Source organism: Pseudomonas germanica (assembly GCF_019614655.1).
Lineage (GTDB): Bacteria > Pseudomonadota > Gammaproteobacteria > Pseudomonadales > Pseudomonadaceae > Aquipseudomonas > Aquipseudomonas neuropathica.
Genome location: NZ_CP071586.1, coordinates 4242142 through 4261525 on the forward strand (window position 1 = coordinate 4242142; position 19384 = coordinate 4261525).

Here is a 19384-nt window from a genome sequence, read left to right on the forward strand (position 1 = left end):
GCTTTACGCCCGCAACAACATATACCCCGCCACCACCAGACAGACACTGGCAAATCCCACCTGCAACGCCCGCGCCGGCACCCGCGCACAGAGCTTACGGCCGATGATCATGCCGACAATGCTGGCGACGATAAACGCCGCGCCCTGCGCATCAATCCGCACACCGGCGTGAAACGAGCCGATCACCCCGATCGCCGAAATCAGACTGATCACCATCAACGACGTCGCGACAATCCCGCGCATCTGCACGTCAGTCAGTTGCTTGAACGCCGGCACGATCAAGAAGCCGCCACCGACCCCAAGCAAACCGGACACCACCCCGGTAATCGCGCCCAACGCCGCCAGCGTTGCGGTGCATTTGGCGGTCCAGTCGAAGCGCCCGGTTTCTTCATTGAGCATGCAATTCTTCTGACCCCAACTGGCATGGCCATGATCACTCGGCCCTTCCTGCTGACGCTCGCGGCGCAGCATGCGCCAGGCCACCATGACCATAAGCAGACTGAACAGGATCATCAGGATTTTCTCCGGCAACTGGTGCGCGAAGTAAATGCCCAACGGCGAAAACACCGCGCCGAGCGCGGCAATCAACAACGCCGCACGATAGCGCACCAGGCCATGACGCAGGCCATCGATCGCACCGACCGCCGCCGCACTGCCCACCGCAAACAACGCCACCGGCGCTGCCTGAGTCATCGTCCAGCCGAGGCCGAGGACCAGCGCCGGCACCGCGAGAATCCCACCGCCGGCCCCGGTCAAACCGAGCACCAACCCCATCACCACACCAAACAGGCTTGCCAGCAACATAGGATGTTCTCAGTCGACTTTGGACAGGCCGGTCAGCCACTCGCGCCCTTTGAGCATGCCGTTCCAGTAGAACCACGGCAGCAGCGTCGCCTTGAGCAACCACGCCGAGCGCCGCGCCACGGTCGGGTCCAACGGGAAGGTCGGCAGCAACTTACCGGCATAACCGAACTCGGCGAGGATCACCTTGCCCTTCTCCACCGTCAGCGGGCAGGAACCGTAACCGTCGTACTTCAGCGGCAGCGATTGTTGCTTGCGCAGAGCCAGCAGGTTTTCCGCGACCACCACCACTTGTTTACGCACTGCTGCGGCGGTTTTCGCGTTGCTGGTGCCGCAGATATCACCCAGCGCGAACACGTCTGGATAACGCGGATGCTGCAGGCTGTGCGGATTGACTTCACACCAGCCGGCCGCGTCGGCCAAGGGACTTTGCGCGATGAAGTCCGGCGACACCTGCGGCGGCACCACGTGCAACAGATCGAAGGTTTTCGCTACGCGGCTGACGTTGCCGTCGGCGTCCTTGATCTCGAACCAGGCGGTTTTCGCCGGGCCGTCGACCTTGACCAGATTCGAGTTGAACGCCAACTGCGCGTTGTATTTTTCGATGTACTTCATCAGCGGCGGCACGAACGTCGCCACGCCGAAAAGCGCAGCGCCGGCCAGGTTGAATTCGACCTGGACGTTGTTCAGCGCACCGTTTTTCAGCCAGTGATCGCAAGACAGATAAAGCGCTTTTTGCGGCGCACCGGCGCATTTGATCGGCATCGCCGGCTGGGTGAACAGCGCTTTGCCGCCGCGCAGTTTCTGCACCTGATCCCAGGTGTACTGCGCGTGCTGATAGCTGTAATTGGAGGTGACGCCGTGCTGGCCGAGGCTCTCTTGCAAGCCTTCGATCTTCTCCCAGGCCAGACGCAGGCCGGGGCAAACAATCAGGTTTTGATAGCTGACTGTGCGTTGATCGTTGAGGGTGAGTTGGCGCTTGTCCGGGTCGATTGCGGTGACCGCCGCTTGCAGCCAGTTTGCTTGCTTGGGCATGACCTTGTTCATCGGCCGGGCGGTGTCTTTGACGTCGTAGGCACCACCGCCGACCAGCGTCCACGCCGGTTGATAGTAATGCTGGGCGCTCGGTTCAATCACGGTGATTTTCAGCGCCGGATCACGCTTGAGCAGGCTGGCGACAAAACCGATACCGGCCGTACCGCCGCCGATGACCACGATGTCTGCACTGATGGATGGGCCCCAGTGTTGATCGTTCATTGCTTGTTCCTTTTGCTGCACGCAAGGATTGTTCAGCGTCTATACAAAACCCTGTGGGAGCTGGCTTGCCAGCGATGGCGGAGTTTCAGTCGCCATCAATGTTGGCTGATACGCCCTCATCGCTGGCAAGCCAGCTCCCACAGGGTAAGTGATGTATTGGCTGGCATTTATTGATGGCCGAGACTTTTCAGCACGGCGCCGCAATACAACCCGGAGAGGGTCTTCATGACCTGAATGACTTCCGGACTGGCGAGGCCATAGAAAATGTACTTGCCTTCACGACGGGTCGCGACCAGGCCTTCATCCCGCAGGATGCCCAGTTGCTGGGACAGCGTCGGCTGGCGCACGCCGGTCATCTTTTCCAGTTCGCCAACGTTGCGCTCGCCCTGGGTCAGTTGGCAGAGGATCAACAGGCGATCCTCATTGGCCATGGCCTTGAGCAAGGCGCAAGCCTTGGAAGCCGAGGCGCGCAGTTGGGCGACTTCACATTCGGTCAGACTGGATTGCATTTGCACGAGGCCTTCAAGGTCACTTAAGCTGCGAACATTATGTTTTTAGATAAAGTGTTGCAACCCATTTTCCTCGTTCAGGTTGGTGTCCATGCCCGCGCAGATTGAAGCTTTCCTCGACCCCGCCTCCTCGACTTACAGCTATGTGGTCTATGAAGCCGACGGCGGGCAATGTGCAATCGTCGATCCGGTGCTCGATTACGACGGCGCCGCCGGGCGCACCTGCACCGCCCAGGCCGACAAAATCATCGCCTTCGTTCGCGCGCACAACCTGCAAGTGCAGTGGCTGCTGGAAACCCATGCCCACGCCGATCACCTGTCCGCCGCGCCTTATCTGCGCCGGGAGCTGGGCGGGAAAATCGCCATTGGTGAATCGATCAGCAAAGTGCAAAACGTGTTCAAGGCACTGTTCAATCTGGAGCCGGAGTTCTGCGTCGATGGCTCACAGTTCGATCACCTGTTTGCGCCGAACGAGTCATTCAGGATCGGCAATCTCAAAGCCACTGCCCTGCATGTGCCTGGGCATACCCCGGCGGACATGGCCTACTTGATCGACGGCGAACAGATTCTGGTGGGCGACACCCTGTTCATGCCTGATGTCGGCACCGCGCGTTGCGACTTTCCCGGTGGCAATGCCCACCAATTGTTCAACTCGATTCACAAACTGCTGGCCTTTCCGGCCAGCGTGAAACTCTACGTTTGCCACGACTATCCGCCCGAGGGTCGTGAGTCGCAGTGCCAGACCACTGTCGGTGAGCAGCGCAAAGGCAATATTCATGTGCATGACGGGATCAATGAAGCGGCGTTCGTCGAGATGCGCACCAAACGTGATGCCGGGTTGGGCATGCCGACTTTGCTGCTGCCGGCGATTCAGGTGAATGTGCGGGCGGGGAATCTGCCGGCGGCTGAGGACAATGGCGTCGTGTATCTGAAGATCCCGATCAACAAGCTTTGATTCACAGCATTCAGCGACAGTCCGTCACTCCGGGTTCCCTATATCGACTGCCACCCGTCTCCGACATTTCCCAAAGTGTAAGTTCCGGTTCTGGCGGAGTCCTTCCGCCTTTAATGAATACTGCCGAGTAACAGGGTTTGAGATCTTCCGGTTGTAATTTCTGTAGCGCGACAACCGGAGTGATGTTTCTGTCTGCAGCGAGTTGCTTGAATGCGTCATCCTCAATCAGACGTTGGAACGCGCCCGTATTGGCCACAGTTGCCGAGCGACCGTTATCAATCTCTAGCGGCCATGGCTTTACCCATAGATGAGTGTGGCCGTAGACAAAAACCTCGAACTGGCCGAATTCAGCCTGTCTGGCTTTGACATGTTTTTTAAGCGTCGCCGCAAGGGGCACGAACGCTGCGGCCATCGCTGATGTGAGTGAGGGACTGCATGGGTGACCACCGGTATTCAGGGCTGCGCTCGTGCACAGCAATCGAAGATCCTCCTCACTCATAGTAGTAAGCAATTGAGTTAATTCGCTGCGCAATCCGCTACCGGCAGCATCCGGTTTATCGAGCAGCATCTTGCTTGCATCCCCGTCAGGCAGCGAATCACTGAACAACAAATAGCCTCTTCTCAGCGCTGCTTCCCGGTCAAAGTCCGGATCTTCACCAGGCTGTTGCCCAAGCGCGCCAGACTTTTGCGCCCATGACGTCTCGAATATATTGAACGCAATAAACTTTGCGATATCTCCGGCGGTTCCGAAAGCCCCCCGCTCACCCATACGGTAACGTGCACCAGCCGATTCCGGGTTCAGATTATCAATAACTGGATAATGAGCTTCCTCTGCGTTAAACAGCCGTTGCACAAAACGCTCTCCCCAAGGTCGGATCATTAATTGCTGACCATCACCGGACTCAGTAGTCACCACAGGCCAATCCTTGAACGCGTTGACGTCACTGCCAATCTGCTGACCATGCTCGGCCAAGACCTGATGATCCTCGGACATCCACACCCCTTTACGGACAAATATTATGCGTCCGCTATCTCCCCCCAACTCTTTCGCGACAGGAGCCCAAACTTGAGGAATCAACAGGGCAGCATCGTGATTGCCAGGCACCACATGAATTCGATTGGAGCCTCGCAATGAAAAGTTTTTCAAAGCCTCAAAGTCTTCGGTATGAGCTTGCGTAATACGTGTCGACAGATCGACAAGTTCGTTGATCGAACAACCTGCTCCAGCGCCTGTTCCCTCACATTTAATGTCGTCAGGGAGTTGCCACATTTCCAGAAAATCCCCAAGAATTACGAGATCAACTCTGTCATTACCTTTTCTCGATATGGATGCAAGGAAACCTTTCAACGCCTGGCTCCATCGAAAGTCTTCGTAGGGATGCCACTGTGTTTTGCTGCTATGACCTAGACCGAAATGTAGATCGCTAATAAAAACGCTCAGGCGCTCTTCGTTCATTCTTGCGGGTTCAGCAGTTACTGTCGACACACCTAAAATGCTGATCAATGTCAGCAGCATTCCTTGCCATTCACGCCTCATGGTTGTTCTCCAGAACTGTCATTGGATGCTAATGGTGCCTTGCACATTTTTAGTTGCGGGTCGCCGATGATCTGAAATTCAAGGGCCATGTCGGCGTATCCTGAATTTTTCCCGTAGGCGTCGATGGTTTTCTGCATGGCTTGATTGAAGATGTCCATCAGCGAAGCCGTACTTGCGCTTGCCCGCAACTCTTTAACAACCGACACAAAACTGACTGACAACCGTGTGCCAAAATCTGAATCGACAAAAAAAGGTGAGGCAATCACCGCCCCTACCCCTCGGTCGACTAACATATCGACAAAGGTTCGGTCGGCAGCCGCGGCTCCCAATGTGGAGCACGCGGCCAGAATCGCGATGCTTCCAGGCACAAAGCGACGCCTTATATCAGTGCTCAAAACTTGATCAGGCAACCCGCTTTTGGAAAAGGTGATTCCGCCGTTGCCATAATGAGCAAGTAACAACAGAGCACTACTTTGAAGCGTCGTTGAGCCAGGCTGCATGACAAAGTCGAATAAATCGTTGTTGCTCTGATACCACTTGATGTCAGTACCTTGCACTCGCCAGTCTTCTTTCATTAGTAGTTCGGCGGAGTCTGCACCAACATCATCAAGTTTTTTTGGAATCGCGAAATCCCATGCACTGAAACAACTTTCCTGATCAGTTTGCCGAGCACCCTGCAACGGCTGAACAACAGTGACTCGTTCGGAAAACAGTCGTTTAGGCACATTCGCACCCAACAAACCCAATGGCAAGCTTTGCATCTCACCCCAAGGGTCGAAATAACGCACCAAAAGCACAGGATTATCTTGACGCAGCCCCAACTTCCTGAGCATGACTTGAGCACCATCGGCCTCGACTTGATCCTCAGGTTCCTTGCCACTAAAAAAAGCGTTACTGAATTGTTGGACTACCTGACTGTAGGGCTGAGCCGAACGCAAGCGTTTATGGGTACTAACCAGCGCGTTGGGCAACATTTTTTCTTGAAATTGCTTCCAGTCAGAACCTAATTCCCAAGCGTAAATAGTCCCATCGGTAGAGTAGGCGGCGCGATCAACTAGAACAGCGACAGTTGAGGGGGGGCCTTCTCCTACGGGAATTGAATCGAACAAGTGCAAAGCAGCATCTGCCTTGAATTGCTGTTCACCCCATCGCCCGAGATCCATTAGATGATCTATCCCTGAAACCAGTCTCCCGCCCTTCAACCCCGTCTCACAGCTTTCCTGAGTTTGACCAAGCTTGTTCACCGGGATACTCACCACGATGTAATCCAAGGGACGTAATCCTGAGGCATCCCAAATAGAGAGTGCTATTTGAGCGCATCCAGGCCGACGAGCGATCAAAGACCAAGCCAGTGGCTTGTCTACACTTAAAGCGACGGCCAAGTCATTTAGCGACAATGTCTTCTGGCGAGCCTTTTCACGGAGAGACTCATCACCCGCTTTAGAGCCAAGCTGATTCATCCGTACCTTGAATGTCTGGGCGCGCAATGTCTCCGCAGGAGCAAACTTAAGCGTCGACCCCAACAATATAGGCCGAATCACCAATTGGACCTCCACCTCAGAAGACTGAGATGCTATTTCCTGGCTCAATCTGCTGCTGATAGCACCGCCTAATGCCCCGGGGTAGAAGCCACGCCCCAGATCCAAAAGAAACTCATAGGGTTTGCCGACCACCAATGAGCTCCTCAACTGCTCAGGTGAGGACTGAAACCATGCGTTCCAGTTTATGGACAAGGGAGGATGTACAGCCGATCTTGTAAAGTCTCTGTCGTGGGGGGCCGGCATCGGACTTGCCGACGTACTTTTTGTCTTACTGAGCGAGACAGGGACACTTCCCCTACGAATTTCATCCACTACCCCCGCGCCTATCTGTTTAATTAAAGACGCTTCGCTTTTAGCGATGGCTGCATGCCAATCCTTGCGCTCATCCGTATCAAAATCGATCCACGTAATTTGGGGGTTTTTGGGAGCAGCTTCCACTGTATCCCACTCAACATCCGAGGTATTTATTGAAATATCTTTCCTGGCTTTCTCAATCGCTTGAGTGATGCGTTCATTATCCTTAGACGACATTAAAAAAAATGGTGAATCCAGCTTCCGTATAGCGATTAAGGAAAGAAAGCTGTGATCCGTCTGAGCGACATATCCAGACTTTAATCCACTCAATTGGGAGTACATCATCTCTGCAGCATCGATACGCCCTTCGCTCAATGCAGATACCATCTGAGCATCGGACATCGCTATTGTCTTCGCTCCAACATCCGACCACCCTTTCAAATCCCCACTTTCATCACTTACAGCAACTACAGCATCCTTGAAGTCCCCGGGAGAGCGCCGAGGAAGTTTACTGACGAACACTTTGCTTCCGCCATACCAAATCCCCCCCAAGCTGGAAATCTTTATTTCCTTTAGTTGTTTAGTGGCCTTTTCACTCAATGAGCTCTCTTGGGAAAATCCAAAAGCTTGATAGTTTGAGAATGTGAACGGCAGTTCATAAGCCTGCAAAGCCGGTGCCAATTTTGTCAATGCGGAAATAGGAACGATAGCAACGCCCACTTCACCATTCAGGACTTTAGTTACCGCTTCACCAGCGGACTCAGCCCTACCAATCCTGACTTCAGCCACGTCTCTCAATGATTCCTTGAGAGACTTTATTGAAGAATTGAATGTAGGGTTGTCAGGAATCGCAACGTCGATAATAAAAGGGCGGTCATGAGCCAGTACAAATGAAGAAAAAACCGCCCAGCACATCGGGATCAGAAATAGAGAACTCGGTTTCAACGAAATTGCGTACCCACCGTGCGCATTCTCTGCCCTATCCATTTGACCACCTCAGTAAAAGGCAACGCTCAAAGGTAATTGCAGAGGAGGACGACAGACTCTCTTTTGCCTGTATGACTAAAGCACAGCCTACCCAATGGCAAAGTGCTGGCAGATGAACGGCTAACTACCCAGCGTCAACCCATTCGCCGGCAACGGCAGCGCCGTTTTATAGCGCACCTGCTTCAGCGCAAAACTCGACCGGATATTTGCCACACCCGGCACTTTGGTCAGGAAGTCCATCATGAAACGCTCAAGTGACTGAATGGTCGGCACCAGGACCCGGATGAGGTAATCCGGGTCTCCGGCCATCAGGTAGCACTCCATCACCTCCGGACGATCGGAAATCGCTTCCTCGAAATGCTGCAACGCCTCCTCCACCTGTTTCTCCAGGCTGACATGGATGAACACGTTCACATGCAGCCCCAGCAGGTCGGCATCCAGCAGCGTTACCTGCTCGCGAATCAGCCCTAATTCCTCCATCGCCTTGACCCGGTTGAAGCACGGTGTCGGCGACAGATTGACCGAGCGTGCGAGGTCGGCGTTGGTGATGCGCGCATTCTCCTGAAGGCTGTTGAGAATGCCGATGTCGGTACGGTCCAGTTTGCGCATGAGACAAAACCACCTGTTTTTTATGTTTATGCAGAATTTCTATCTGCAAATCATCTCCAGCGCAACGAAACAGAGATAAATATTCTTCTTGCCCGGGCCTATGATTGTTGTAGGACAAGATTTCTTCTACCGAAGAATGACTGCCAGCTCACTACAAGAAATTCACAAGATCGAGCGTAGAAGCCATGACCCAAGCGTATGAACCGCTGCGTCTGCACGTCCCTGAACCCTCGGGCCGTCCAGGCTGCAAAACCGACTTTTCCTACCTGCATCTGACCGATGCCGGTACGGTGCGCAAACCTTCCATTGACGTCGAGCCTGCCGACACCGCCGACCTGGCGCGTGGGCTGATTCGCGTGCTCGACGATCAGGGCAACGCCCTCGGCCCTTGGGCTGAAAACGTGCCGGTAGAGATTCTGCGTAAAGGCATGCGCGCCATGCTCAAGACGCGGATTTACGACAACCGCATGGTGGTCGCCCAGCGTCAGAAAAAAATGTCGTTCTACATGCAGAGCCTCGGCGAAGAAGCCATCGGCAGTGCTCAGGCATTGGCCTTGAACATCGACGACATGTGCTTCCCGACTTATCGCCAGCAAAGCATTCTGATGGCCCGCGAAGTGCCGCTGGTCGACCTGATCTGCCAACTGCTGTCCAACGAGCGCGATCCGCTCAAGGGCCGTCAGTTGCCGATCATGTACTCGGTCAAGGACGCCGGTTTCTTCACCATCTCCGGCAACCTCGCCACCCAGTTCATTCAGGCCGTCGGCTGGGGCATGGCTTCGGCGATCAAGGGCGACACGAAAATCGCTTCGGCGTGGATCGGTGACGGCGCTACCGCCGAATCGGACTTCCACACCGCCCTCACCTTCGCCCACGTTTATCGCGCGCCGGTGATCCTCAACGTGGTGAATAACCAGTGGGCGATCTCGACCTTCCAGGCCATCGCCGGTGGTGAAGCCACCACCTTCGCCGGACGCGGCGTCGGTTGCGGCATCGCCTCGCTGCGCGTGGATGGCAACGACTTCTACGCGGTGTACGCCGCTTCTGCCTGGGCTGCCGAACGCGCCCGCCGCAACCTCGGCCCGACCATGATCGAGTGGGTCACCTACCGCGCGGGCCCGCACTCGACTTCCGACGATCCATCCAAATACCGCCCGGCCGATGACTGGAGCCACTTCCCGCTCGGCGACCCGATCGCCCGTCTCAAACAGCACCTGATCAAGGTCGGCCACTGGTCAGACGAAGAGCACGCCGCCGTCAGCGCCGAGCTTGAAGCCGAAGTGATTGCCGCGCAGAAACAGGCCGAACAGTACGGCACCCTTGCCGGCGGCCAGATTCCAAGCGCCGCGACCATGTTCGAAGACGTTTACAAAGAGATGCCGGAGCACTTGAAGCGCCAGCGTCAGCAGTTGGGGATCTGACATGAACGATCACAACAACAATATTCAGTTGGAAACCGCCATGACCACGACCACCATGACCATGATCCAGGCCCTGCGCTCGGCCATGGATGTGATGCTTGAGCGTGACGACAATGTGGTGGTGTTCGGTCAAGACGTCGGCTACTTCGGCGGCGTGTTCCGTTGCACCGAAGGCCTGCAGACCAAGTACGGCACCTCGCGCGTATTCGACGCCCCGATCTCCGAAAGCGGCATCGTCGGCGTGGCCGTGGGCATGGGCGCTTACGGTCTGCGTCCGGTCGCCGAGATTCAGTTCGCCGACTACGTCTACCCCGCCTCCGACCAGATCATTTCCGAAGCGGCGCGCCTGCGTTATCGCTCGGCCGGCGAGTTCACCGCGCCGATGACCCTGCGCATGCCTTGCGGCGGCGGCATCTACGGCGGCCAGACCCACAGCCAGAGCATCGAGGCGATGTTCACTCAGGTTTGCGGTCTGCGCACGGTCATGCCATCCAACCCGTATGACGCCAAAGGCTTGCTGATCGCCTCCATCGAAAACGATGACCCGGTGATCTTCCTTGAGCCGAAACGCCTGTACAACGGCCCGTTCGACGGCCACCACGATCGCCCGGTAACGCCGTGGTCGAAACACCCGCAAGCCCAGGTGCCGGACGGCTACTACACCGTGCCGCTGGACGTCGCCGCGATCACCCGTCCGGGCAAGGACGTGACCGTGCTGACCTACGGCACCACCGTCTACGTCTCGCAAGTCGCGGCCGAAGAATCCGGCGTTGATGCCGAAGTCATCGACCTGCGCAGCCTGTGGCCGCTGGACCTGGAAACCATCGTCAAGTCGGTGAAGAAAACCGGCCGCTGCGTGGTGGTTCACGAAGCCACCCGCACCTGCGGTTTCGGCGCCGAACTGGTGTCGCTGGTGCAAGAGCATTGCTTCCATCACCTGGAAGCGCCGATCGAACGCGTCACCGGTTGGGACACCCCCTACCCGCACGCGCAAGAGTGGGCGTATTTCCCAGGGCCGTCCCGAGTGGGCGCAGCGCTGAAACGGGTTATGGAGGTCTGAATGGGCACGCACGTTATCAAGATGCCGGACATCGGCGAAGGCATCGCAGAAGTAGAACTGTCGCAGTGGCACGTCAAGGTTGGCGATCTGGTCGTTGAGGATCAGGTGCTGGCGGACGTGATGACCGACAAGGCGATGGTCGATATTCCATCGCCGGTACACGGCAAGGTAATTGCCCTCGGTGGTCAGCCGGGTGAAGTGATGGCGGTTGGCAGTGTGCTGATCAGCATTGAAGTTGAGGGTGCTGGCAACCTGAAAGAGTCCGCCGCTCCTGTTGTTACGAAAGAGCCTGTTGCGCCGAAAGTTGAAGCGGTTGTTGAGAGCAAACCTGCTCCAGCCGCCCCACGTCCGGCTCCTGTTTGCCAAGGCCCGATGGTTGCCCGCGAAGCGGATGAGCGCCCACTGGCCTCCCCGGCCGTGCGCAAACATGCGCTGGATCTGGGCATTCAACTGCGTCTGGTGCGCGGTTCCGGCCCGGCCGGTCGTGTGCTGCACGAAGACCTTGAAGCCTATCTGGCGCAAGGTCAGTCCAACGCTTCGGCACCAGTGGCCGCCGCTTACGCCCAGCGTAACGACGAAGAACAGATTCAAGTCATCGGCATGCGCCGCAAGATCGCCCAGCGCATGCAGGACGCCACTCAGCGTGCCGCGCATTTCAGCTACGTCGAAGAAATCGACGTCACCGCGATTGAAGAACTGCGCGCACATCTCAATGAAAAACATGGCGCCAGCCGTGGCAAGTTGACCTTGCTGCCGTTCCTCGTTCGCGCTCTGGTCGTTGCCCTGCGCGACTTCCCGCAGATGAACGCACGTTACGATGACGAAGCCCAGGTCATCACCCGTCTCGGCGCGGTGCATGTCGGCGTCGCCACACAAAGCGATGTTGGCCTGATGGTGCCGGTGGTGCGTCACGCCGAGGCGCGCAGCCTGTGGGACAGTGCTACAGAAATCTCGCGTTTGGCCAACGCCGCGCGTAATGGCAAGGCCAGCCGTGATGAACTGTCCGGCTCGACCATCACCCTGACCAGCCTCGGTGCGCTGGGCGGCATCGTCAGCACGCCGGTGCTGAATCTGCCGGAAGTAGCGATCGTCGGCGTGAACAAAATCGTCGAACGGCCAATGGTCGTCAAAGGCCAGGTGGTGATCCGCAAGATGATGAACCTCTCCAGCTCGTTCGATCACCGCGTGGTCGACGGCATGGACGCGGCGCTCTTCATCCAGGCCATTCGTGGCTTGATCGAACAACCCGCCACTTTGTTTGTGGAGTAAGGCGCGCATGCAATCTCTGAACACTACGCTGCTGATCATTGGCGGCGGCCCCGGCGGCTATGTAACGGCGATCCGCGCCGGACAACTGGGCATCCCGACCATTTTGGTTGAAGGCCAATCGTTGGGCGGCACCTGCCTGAACATCGGCTGCATCCCGTCGAAAGCGCTGATTCATGTGGCTGAGCAGTTTCACCAGACCCGGCATCACAGCCAGCATTCGGCGCTGGGCATCAGCGTTTCGGCGCCGACGCTCGACATCACTAAAAGCGTCGAGTGGAAGGACGGCATCGTTGATCGCCTGACCACCGGCGTCGCTGCACTGTTGAAGAAGAACAAGGTTCAGGTCATCAACGGCTGGGCCAAAGTCATCGACGGTAAAACCGTGGATGTCGGCGACACGCGCATCCAGTGCGAGCATCTAGTGCTGGCCACTGGTTCGACCAGCGTCAATCTGCCGATCCTGCCGATTGGCGGGCCGATCATCTCCTCCACCGAAGCGTTGGCGCCGAAATCCGTGCCGAAACGTCTGGTCGTGGTCGGCGGTGGTTACATTGGTCTGGAACTGGGCATCGCTTATCGCAAGCTCGGTGCCGAGGTCAGCGTGGTTGAAGCGCAGGATCGAATCCTGCCGGCATATGACGCTGAACTGACGCAACCGGTGCATGACGCGCTGAAGCAACTGGGCGTGAAGCTGTACCTCAAACACAGCGTGCTGGGTTTCGATGGCACCTTGCAGGTGCGCGATCCGGAGGGCGAAACCCTGAACCTGGAAACCGATCAGGTGCTGGTCGCCGTCGGCCGCAAACCGAATACCCAGGGCTGGAACCTCGAAGCGCTGAACCTGGATATGAACGGTTCGGCGATCAAGATCGACAGTCGCTGCCAGACCAGCATGCGCAACGTCTACGCCATCGGCGATCTGAGCGGCGAGCCGATGCTGGCCCACCGCGCCATGGCTCAGGGCGAGATGGTTGCCGAGTTGATCAGCGGCAAAACCCGTGAATTCAACCCGACTGCGATTGCTGCCGTGTGCTTCACCGACCCGGAACTGGTAGTGGTCGGCAAGACGCCGGACGAGGCCAAGGCTGCGGGGCTGGACTGCATTGTTTCGAGTTTCCCGTTCGCCGCCAATGGCCGGGCGATGACGCTGGAGTCAAAAAGCGGCTTCGTGCGCGTGGTCGCTCGTCGGGACAACCATGTGATTGTCGGTTGGCAAGCGGTGGGCGTTGGCGTGTCGGAGTTGTCGACAGCGTTTGCGCAAAGCCTGGAAATGGGCGCGCGGCTGGAAGACATCGGCGGCACGATCCATGCGCATCCAACCCTGGGTGAAGCGGTGCAGGAAGCGGCGTTGCGTGCCCTGGGGCATGCGTTGCACCTGTAGCTGCGTTGATCGTTCCCACGCTCTGCGTGGGAATGCAGCCTGGGACGCTCTGCGTCCCAAAAGCCGAACGCGGAGCGTCCGATGAGGCATTCCCACGCAGAGCGTAGGAACGATCAAGCGTGGGAACGATCAGTGGAGCGAATTCCGGCTGCGAAACCGCTCAAGAATGAAGTATTGTTGTGCCCATCCAAAAAACGTCAGAAGCCTTGAACCGTTTCGGCGGTTGTTCAGTGATAGAGGGTGTCATGGGTAACGAAAGCATCAATTGGGACAAGCTGGGTTTTGACTACATCAAGACCGACAAACGCTATCTGTCGTACTTTCGCGATGGCGAGTGGGACAAAGGCACCCTGACCGAAGATAACGTGCTGCACATCAGCGAAGGCTCGACGGCCCTTCACTATGGCCAGCAATGCTTCGAAGGCATGAAGGCCTATCGTTGCAAGGACGGCTCGATCAATCTGTTCCGCCCGGACCAGAACGCCCTGCGCATGCAACGCAGCTGCGCGCGTCTGCTGATGCCGACGGTCGACACCGAGCAGTTCATCGAAGCCTGCAAAGCCGTGGTTCGCGCCAACGAACGCTTCATTCCGCCATACGGCACCGGCGGCGCGCTGTACCTGCGTCCGTTCGTGATTGGCGTCGGTGACAACATCGGCGTGCGCACTGCGCCCGAGTTCATCTTCTCGATCTTCTGCATCCCGGTCGGCGCCTACTTCAAGGGCGGCCTGACCCCACACAACTTCCAGATCTCCAGCTACGACCGCGCCGCCCCACAAGGCACCGGCGCAGCCAAGGTCGGCGGCAACTACGCTGCCAGCCTGATGCCGGGCTCGAAAGCCAAGAAAGCCAACTTCGCCGACGCGATCTATCTGGATCCGATGACCCACACCAAGATCGAAGAAGTCGGTTCGGCCAACTTCTTCGGGATCACCCACGACAACAAGTTCATCACCCCGAACTCGCCGTCGGTTCTGCCAGGCATCACCCGCCTGTCGTTGATCGAACTGGCCAAGACCCGTCTGGGCCTGGAAGTGGTTGAAGGTGATGTGCTGATCGACAAGCTGTCGGACTTCAAGGAAGCCGGTGCTTGCGGTACGGCTGCGGTGATCACCCCGATCGGTGGTATCAGCTACAACGATCATCTGCATGTGTTCCATAGCGAGACCGAAGTGGGTCCTGTGACCCAGAAGCTCTACAAAGAGCTGACTGGCGTGCAGACCGGCGACATCGAAGCGCCAGCGGGCTGGATCGTCAAGGTTTGATCTGACGGCAATTGATGTAGAAAAGCCCTCCACCGAGTGATTGGTGGGGGGCTTTTTTATGGCGTTTGGCGGGGATTGTTGTGTAGGGCTTGAGATCTTTTCCCCCTCACCCCAGCCCTCTCCCCCAGGGGGGCGAGGGGGAAAGGGAGCCGATCTATGTGGTATTCAAAATCTGAGTTCGACGCGGACTTTCAGGTCGATGGATCAAGTCCAAACACCTCGGTCGGCCCCCTCTCCCTACGGGCGGTCCGACGTTTCGGGAGGGCTGGGGCGAGGGTATGCTTTTAGCTCTTCAAGGCAATCCGTTTGCCTGCACGGTTGGCAATCCCACTCGCCTGCCCATTCTGCTGCTTCCCCATCCGCGCCTGCGTAATCAACCCGGGAATCAACTCCCCCTCCGGCAGATTCTTCCAGAACCGCGCCGGCAAATGCCCCTGCATGACCTTCTCGTTCAACCGCGCTGGATTAAAGATGTGGCTGTAATAGGTCAGCCAAAGATCACCATGAGGATCGTCGACATTCTGCGCCAACTGCTGCCATTCCAGCGGGCATTGACGCTGATGGATCAATTGCTCGCCATCGTAATAGACCCCGTCACGCGGGGTGGCGATCAACCAGCGATGACGGCCCATTCGCCCGATGAAATGCTCACTGGCGCTGTGCAGAATGTCGTGGGCCGGCTCATGCCAAGCTACATATTGCGGACCCGCGCTGGATGAAGGGCGTTCGATGAAGCGCACAAACGCATGCAGATGATGGGCTTCGCGATTGACTTGTTTGATCCGTCGCTGCAACTCGCTACCGAGTTTGTCCCCGGCCATCATCGCCGTGCGATCGCCATGGCTGACGCGCCACAACACTTCATACAACAGGCTCCAGCGTTGATCTCCGCGATAGCGCGAGGCTTGTTCCAGCGTATCGAGCAACACGCGCGGGATCTTCGCAGTAAACGGCCCCTGCCCTTCAGGCACCGGCTCATCACTGGCAAACAGATCAGCCACGCCTTGCGAAGCCCAACTCACCAGACTCGGGTCGACTTCATGGCTCAGCAGCCAGCGCGCCTGCTGGCGCCACGTGTCGAACAAATCGTCGCAATCAAGATTGATCATCCCCACAGCCCCATCTGCTGTGGCATCGGCCGGTCGCGCAATTGCTGATAGAGCAAGTGGCTGGTGACTTCAGCCTGCTGCGGATGGTAGTCGCTGGTGATGATGAACGGCTTGGCCTTGGCCAGCACGCAGCGCATGCGCGCGACGTCTTCGTAACGAATGCGCCGCTGGCGACGTAGCTCGACCAGACGTTCGGTGGTGCGCAAACCAATCCCGGGAATACGCGCGATCAACGACGCTTCAGCGCGGTTCAGATCCAGCGGGAACACTTCACGATTCTGCAACGCCCAGGCCAGTTTCGGGTCGATGTCCAGCGCCAGATTGCCCGGCCCCTTGAGCAATTCATCGGCGCTGTAGCCATAGCTGCGCAGGAGAAAATCAGCCTGATACAAACGGTGTTCACGCATCAGCGGCGGCGCAGCGAGAGGCACGCTTTTCGGGCTGTCGGGAATCGGGCTGAAGGCCGAATAGTAGACCCGGCGCAGACGGAAATTGCCGTACAAGGCCTGGGCGCTGTGAAGGATGGTGCTGTCATCGGTGTCGTCGGCGCCGACAATCAACTGTGTGCTCTGCCCGGCCGGGGCGAACTTCGCCGAGCGCGGTTCGTTCAACACGGTCTGCACGCCAGTGTAGATGGTGTTCATCGCCTGTTTGATCGAAGTGATGTCCTTCTCCGGCGCCAGCACTTGCAGGCTGGCATCGGTGGGCAGTTCGATATTGACGCTCAGGCGATCGGCGTAGCGGCCAGCCTCTTCAATCAATGCCGGATCGGCTTCGGGAATGGTCTTGAGATGGATGTACCCGCGAAACTCATGCTCTTCACGCAGCAGCTTCGCCACCCGCACCAGTTGCTCCATGGTGTAGTCCGCCGAACGAATGATGCCGGAACTGAGAAACAGCCCGCTGACGCAGTTACGCCGGTAGAAATCCATGGTCAGCGCCACGACTTCCTCGGGGGTGAAACGAGCGCGCGGAACATCGCTGGAGCGGCGGTTGACGCAGTATTGGCAATCGTAAAGGCAGAAATTGGTCAGCAGAATCTTCAACAACGACACGCAGCGCCCGTCCGGCGTGTAGCTGTGGCAGATGCCCATGCCATCTGTCGAGCCCAGCCCGCTCTTGCCTTCGGAGCTGCGCTTGGGCGCGCCGCTGCTCGCGCAGGAGGCGTCGTACTTGGCGGCGTCGGCGAGGATGCTCAGCTTGTCGATGATTTGCATGGCGCGGGCTCTATACTGTTTGCATATACAGTATAGGGTCGACAACGGTGATACAAGGTGGCAGATGCGCCCCTCGTCGGTCAGAAGCTGAAAATCAAAAGATCGCAGCCTTCGGCAGCTCCTACAGGGATTCGGTACGGTCGGAATTTATCGGGTGGGCACGCTTTACGGCTGGCTGCGATCTTTTGATCTGCCCGTCTACCGGTAACTCAACGCCAAACCGCGCACCAATATCCTTGCGCCCCAGCGCCGTCAACGCTAACGCCCGACTGTCCAGATCCTGTGTCACCCACTTGCGCTTCAACGCCGTTTGCAACAGCGCCGCGCCCAGCGAACCACCGAGATGCGGCCGGCGCATGCTCCAGTCCAGGCACGGGCAGGCAAACTTGCGGCGCAGGCTGGTCAAATCCTGCACGTCTATTCCCAAACCAAGAAACAACGCCTCGCCGGTGTCACTCAAACGATACGCCTGCTCGTCGCTTGCCACCAACCAACCAGCCTCGAGCAAACGGTCGTGCAGCAACACCGCCAGCGTCCCGGCCATGTGGTCGTAGCAAGTGCGGGCGAATTGCAGGCGATCCGGTGTGTGCGCCTTGAACGTCGGCGCGGCGTTCTGGCCAATCACCATCAACGCTTCCAGCGCCTGCGCCACGCGCTGATCGGCGAGGCTGTAATAGCGATGACGGCCCTGAACATGCAGGCGCAGCAGTGCCAGGTCCTTGAGTTTCGCCAAGTGCACACTGGCGGTCGAGGCGCTGACTTCGGCGATCGTCGCCAATTCAGTGCTGGTGCGGGCGTGGCCGTCCATCAGCGAACAGAGGATTTTCGTTCGCGCCGGCTCGGCGATGGCGGCAGCCACTTGGGAAACGCCGATGTCTTGATGCTCTGCGTGCATAGTTCGCTCCCGGACGAATCATCGTCGTTGCGCAGTGGAGATAGTAGCAACACTTTCCCCGCCGACAAGGATGCAAACCATGAACCCGATCAGCGCAGCAACGCACGCCGATCCTTATCCCTACTACGCCGAACTGCGCGCAGCAGGTGGACTGACGTTTCATCCAAAGCTGAAACTGTGGGTCGCCAGCAGCGCCCGGGCGGTGTGTGCGGTGTTGGCCCACGCCGATTGCCGGGTGCGTCCGGCGCAGGAGCCGGTGCCCAAAGCAATTGCCGAAAGCATGGCCGGCAAAGTCTTTGGCCAACTGATGCGCATGAATGACAGCGAACGCCAGCGCTGTCCGCGTTCGGCCATCGAGCCTGAGCTGGCAGCGCTAGACCTTGAACCAATCAATGCTTTGGTCGCCGCACGACTGATCACAGCGGATACCGACGGTCTGTACAAAGCCATGTTCCGTGGCCCTGTGTGCGTGGTCGCGGGACTTTTGGGATTCACACCGGCGCAAGCGCGGGCGATCAGTGAATTGACGACGGACTTCGTCGCCTGCCTGTCGCCGTTGAGCAATGATCTGCAATTGGCCGCAGCGGACGCGGCGGCCGAACACCTGCGCGGCTACTTCATCGAGTTGCTCGCCGAACCCGCCAGCGACTTCCTCAGCGCGATCCAGCAGCGCTTCACCGGCGATGAGGAAACCTTGATCGCCAACCTGATCGGCCTCTGTTCACAGACGTTCGAAGCCTGTGCCGGCCTGATCGGCAATACGCTGCTGGCGCTACGTCGGCAGCCAGCGTTGCGCGGCGAATCCATCGAAGCACTGCTCAGCGAAGTCCAGCGCTTCGACCCGCCCGTGCAGAACACCCGGCGCTTTGTCGCCGCGTCCTGTGAGATTGCTGGAGTACGTGTCGAAACGGGCGATGTGATTCTAGTGCTGCTGGCCTCGGCCAATCGAGATCCGGCGCTCAACGAACAGCCGGAGCAGTTTCTGCCACAGCGCGCCAACCGCCGCAGTTTCAGTTTTGGCAGTGGCCGGCATCAGTGTCCGGGGCAAGCGTTGGCGATGAGTATTGCCGGAGCTACGGTGCGGGAAATACTCGCAAAGGGCATCGATCTGATTTGCCTGAACTGGCACTACCGGCCCTCGCTCAATGGGCGCATTCCAGTATTCAGCGACGTTGGCGCCTGAAACTCCGCATTCGCGAGGAGGCTCGCTCCCACAAGGTTACGAGGTGTACACACTGTTGAAATCACCTTGGAAACTGTGGGAGCGAGCCTGCTCG

General features: G+C 57.9%; 16 protein-coding genes. 7 read left to right on the top strand and 9 right to left on the bottom strand.

Translation table 11 applies throughout. From position 1 onward, the window contains the following. Positions 1–3: 3 nt before the first annotated feature. From J0G10_RS18590 to J0G10_RS18600, 3 genes are all read right to left on the bottom strand, one after another. Positions 4–804 (bottom strand): sulfite exporter TauE/SafE family protein, encoded by an 801-nt coding sequence (locus J0G10_RS18590; protein ID WP_095047991.1) that lies wholly within the window; start codon positions 802–804, stop codon positions 4–6. Positions 805–813: 9 nt separating this feature from the next. Further along, complete coding sequence (locus tag J0G10_RS18595; RefSeq protein WP_220556439.1) at positions 814–2058, bottom strand: NAD(P)/FAD-dependent oxidoreductase; 1245 nt, start codon at positions 2056–2058, stop codon at positions 814–816. A 167-nt stretch (positions 2059–2225) separates the two neighbouring features. Continuing rightward, positions 2226–2567, bottom strand: coding sequence for an ArsR/SmtB family transcription factor (locus J0G10_RS18600; protein ID WP_007915092.1), 342 nt, complete (start codon positions 2565–2567; stop codon positions 2226–2228). Positions 2568–2658: 91 nt separating this feature from the next. On the opposite strand from J0G10_RS18600, the gene J0G10_RS18605 reads away from it, so the two are divergent. Continuing rightward, the gene (locus tag J0G10_RS18605; RefSeq protein ID WP_095047993.1) at positions 2659–3522 is read left to right on the top strand and encodes an MBL fold metallo-hydrolase; all 864 of its coding nucleotides are present in this window, start codon (positions 2659–2661) and stop codon (positions 3520–3522) included. Positions 3523–3532: 10 nt separating this feature from the next. Here J0G10_RS18605 and J0G10_RS18610 read toward each other — a convergent pair whose 3' ends face one another. The 3 genes from J0G10_RS18610 to bkdR form a co-directional block, all read right to left on the bottom strand. Then, positions 3533–5059, bottom strand: coding sequence for a metallophosphoesterase family protein (locus J0G10_RS18610; RefSeq protein ID WP_220556440.1), 1527 nt, complete (start codon positions 5057–5059; stop codon positions 3533–3535). Further along, positions 5056–7881 carry a TRAP transporter substrate-binding protein DctP gene (gene dctP / locus J0G10_RS18615; RefSeq protein ID WP_220556441.1) on the bottom strand — a complete coding sequence of 942 codons (2826 nt, stop codon included), beginning with the start codon at positions 7879–7881 and terminating at the stop codon, positions 5056–5058. Before dctP ends, J0G10_RS18610 begins: the two co-directional genes overlap by 4 nt. A 120-nt stretch (positions 7882–8001) precedes the next feature. Further along, the gene (gene bkdR / locus J0G10_RS18620; RefSeq protein ID WP_016985245.1) at positions 8002–8490 is read right to left on the bottom strand and encodes a Bkd operon transcriptional regulator BkdR; all 489 of its coding nucleotides are present in this window, start codon (positions 8488–8490) and stop codon (positions 8002–8004) included. Positions 8491–8675: 185 nt separating this feature from the next. Between bkdR and J0G10_RS18625 the strand changes: the two genes are divergently transcribed. The 5 genes from J0G10_RS18625 to J0G10_RS18645 all read left to right on the top strand — a co-directional run bounded on the left by J0G10_RS18625 (position 8676) and on the right by J0G10_RS18645 (position 14886). Beyond that, positions 8676–9911, top strand: a complete 1236-nt coding sequence (locus J0G10_RS18625; RefSeq protein WP_016985244.1) for a 3-methyl-2-oxobutanoate dehydrogenase (2-methylpropanoyl-transferring) subunit alpha — start codon at positions 8676–8678, stop codon at positions 9909–9911. Between the two features lies 1 nt (position 9912). Continuing rightward, entirely contained in the window at positions 9913–10971 is a 1059-nt protein-coding gene (locus J0G10_RS18630) for an alpha-ketoacid dehydrogenase subunit beta (RefSeq protein ID WP_003224000.1), read from the top strand. Continuing rightward, positions 10972–12240, top strand: coding sequence for a dihydrolipoamide acetyltransferase family protein (locus tag J0G10_RS18635; protein WP_095047994.1), 1269 nt, complete (start codon positions 10972–10974; stop codon positions 12238–12240). It abuts the gene before it with no gap. A 7-nt stretch (positions 12241–12247) separates the two neighbouring features. Then, positions 12248–13621 carry a dihydrolipoyl dehydrogenase gene (gene lpdA / locus J0G10_RS18640; RefSeq protein ID WP_095047995.1) on the top strand — a complete coding sequence of 458 codons (1374 nt, stop codon included), beginning with the start codon at positions 12248–12250 and terminating at the stop codon, positions 13619–13621. Between the two features lie 245 nt (positions 13622–13866). Next, positions 13867–14886: a branched-chain amino acid aminotransferase gene (locus tag J0G10_RS18645; RefSeq protein ID WP_007915073.1), complete on the top strand. Its 1020-nt coding sequence runs from the start codon at positions 13867–13869 to the stop codon at positions 14884–14886. 284 nt (positions 14887–15170) lie between these two features. Here J0G10_RS18645 and J0G10_RS18650 read toward each other — a convergent pair whose 3' ends face one another. The 3 genes from J0G10_RS18650 to J0G10_RS18660 form a co-directional block, all read right to left on the bottom strand. Then, positions 15171–15995 carry a TIGR03915 family putative DNA repair protein gene (locus J0G10_RS18650; protein WP_220556442.1) on the bottom strand — a complete coding sequence of 275 codons (825 nt, stop codon included), beginning with the start codon at positions 15993–15995 and terminating at the stop codon, positions 15171–15173. Then, positions 15992–17212, bottom strand: coding sequence for a putative DNA modification/repair radical SAM protein (locus J0G10_RS18655; RefSeq protein ID WP_160040869.1), 1221 nt, complete (start codon positions 17210–17212; stop codon positions 15992–15994). The genes J0G10_RS18650 and J0G10_RS18655 overlap by 4 nt, the downstream gene beginning before the upstream one ends. Positions 17213–17333: 121 nt before the next feature. Next, complete coding sequence (locus J0G10_RS18660; RefSeq protein ID WP_220556443.1) at positions 17334–18107, bottom strand: ArsR/SmtB family transcription factor; 774 nt, start codon at positions 18105–18107, stop codon at positions 17334–17336. Positions 18108–18186: 79 nt separating this feature from the next. Between J0G10_RS18660 and J0G10_RS18665 the strand changes: the two genes are divergently transcribed. Then, positions 18187–19290 carry a cytochrome P450 gene (locus J0G10_RS18665; RefSeq protein ID WP_220556444.1) on the top strand — a complete coding sequence of 368 codons (1104 nt, stop codon included), beginning with the start codon at positions 18187–18189 and terminating at the stop codon, positions 19288–19290. Positions 19291–19384: the final 94 nt, after the last annotated feature.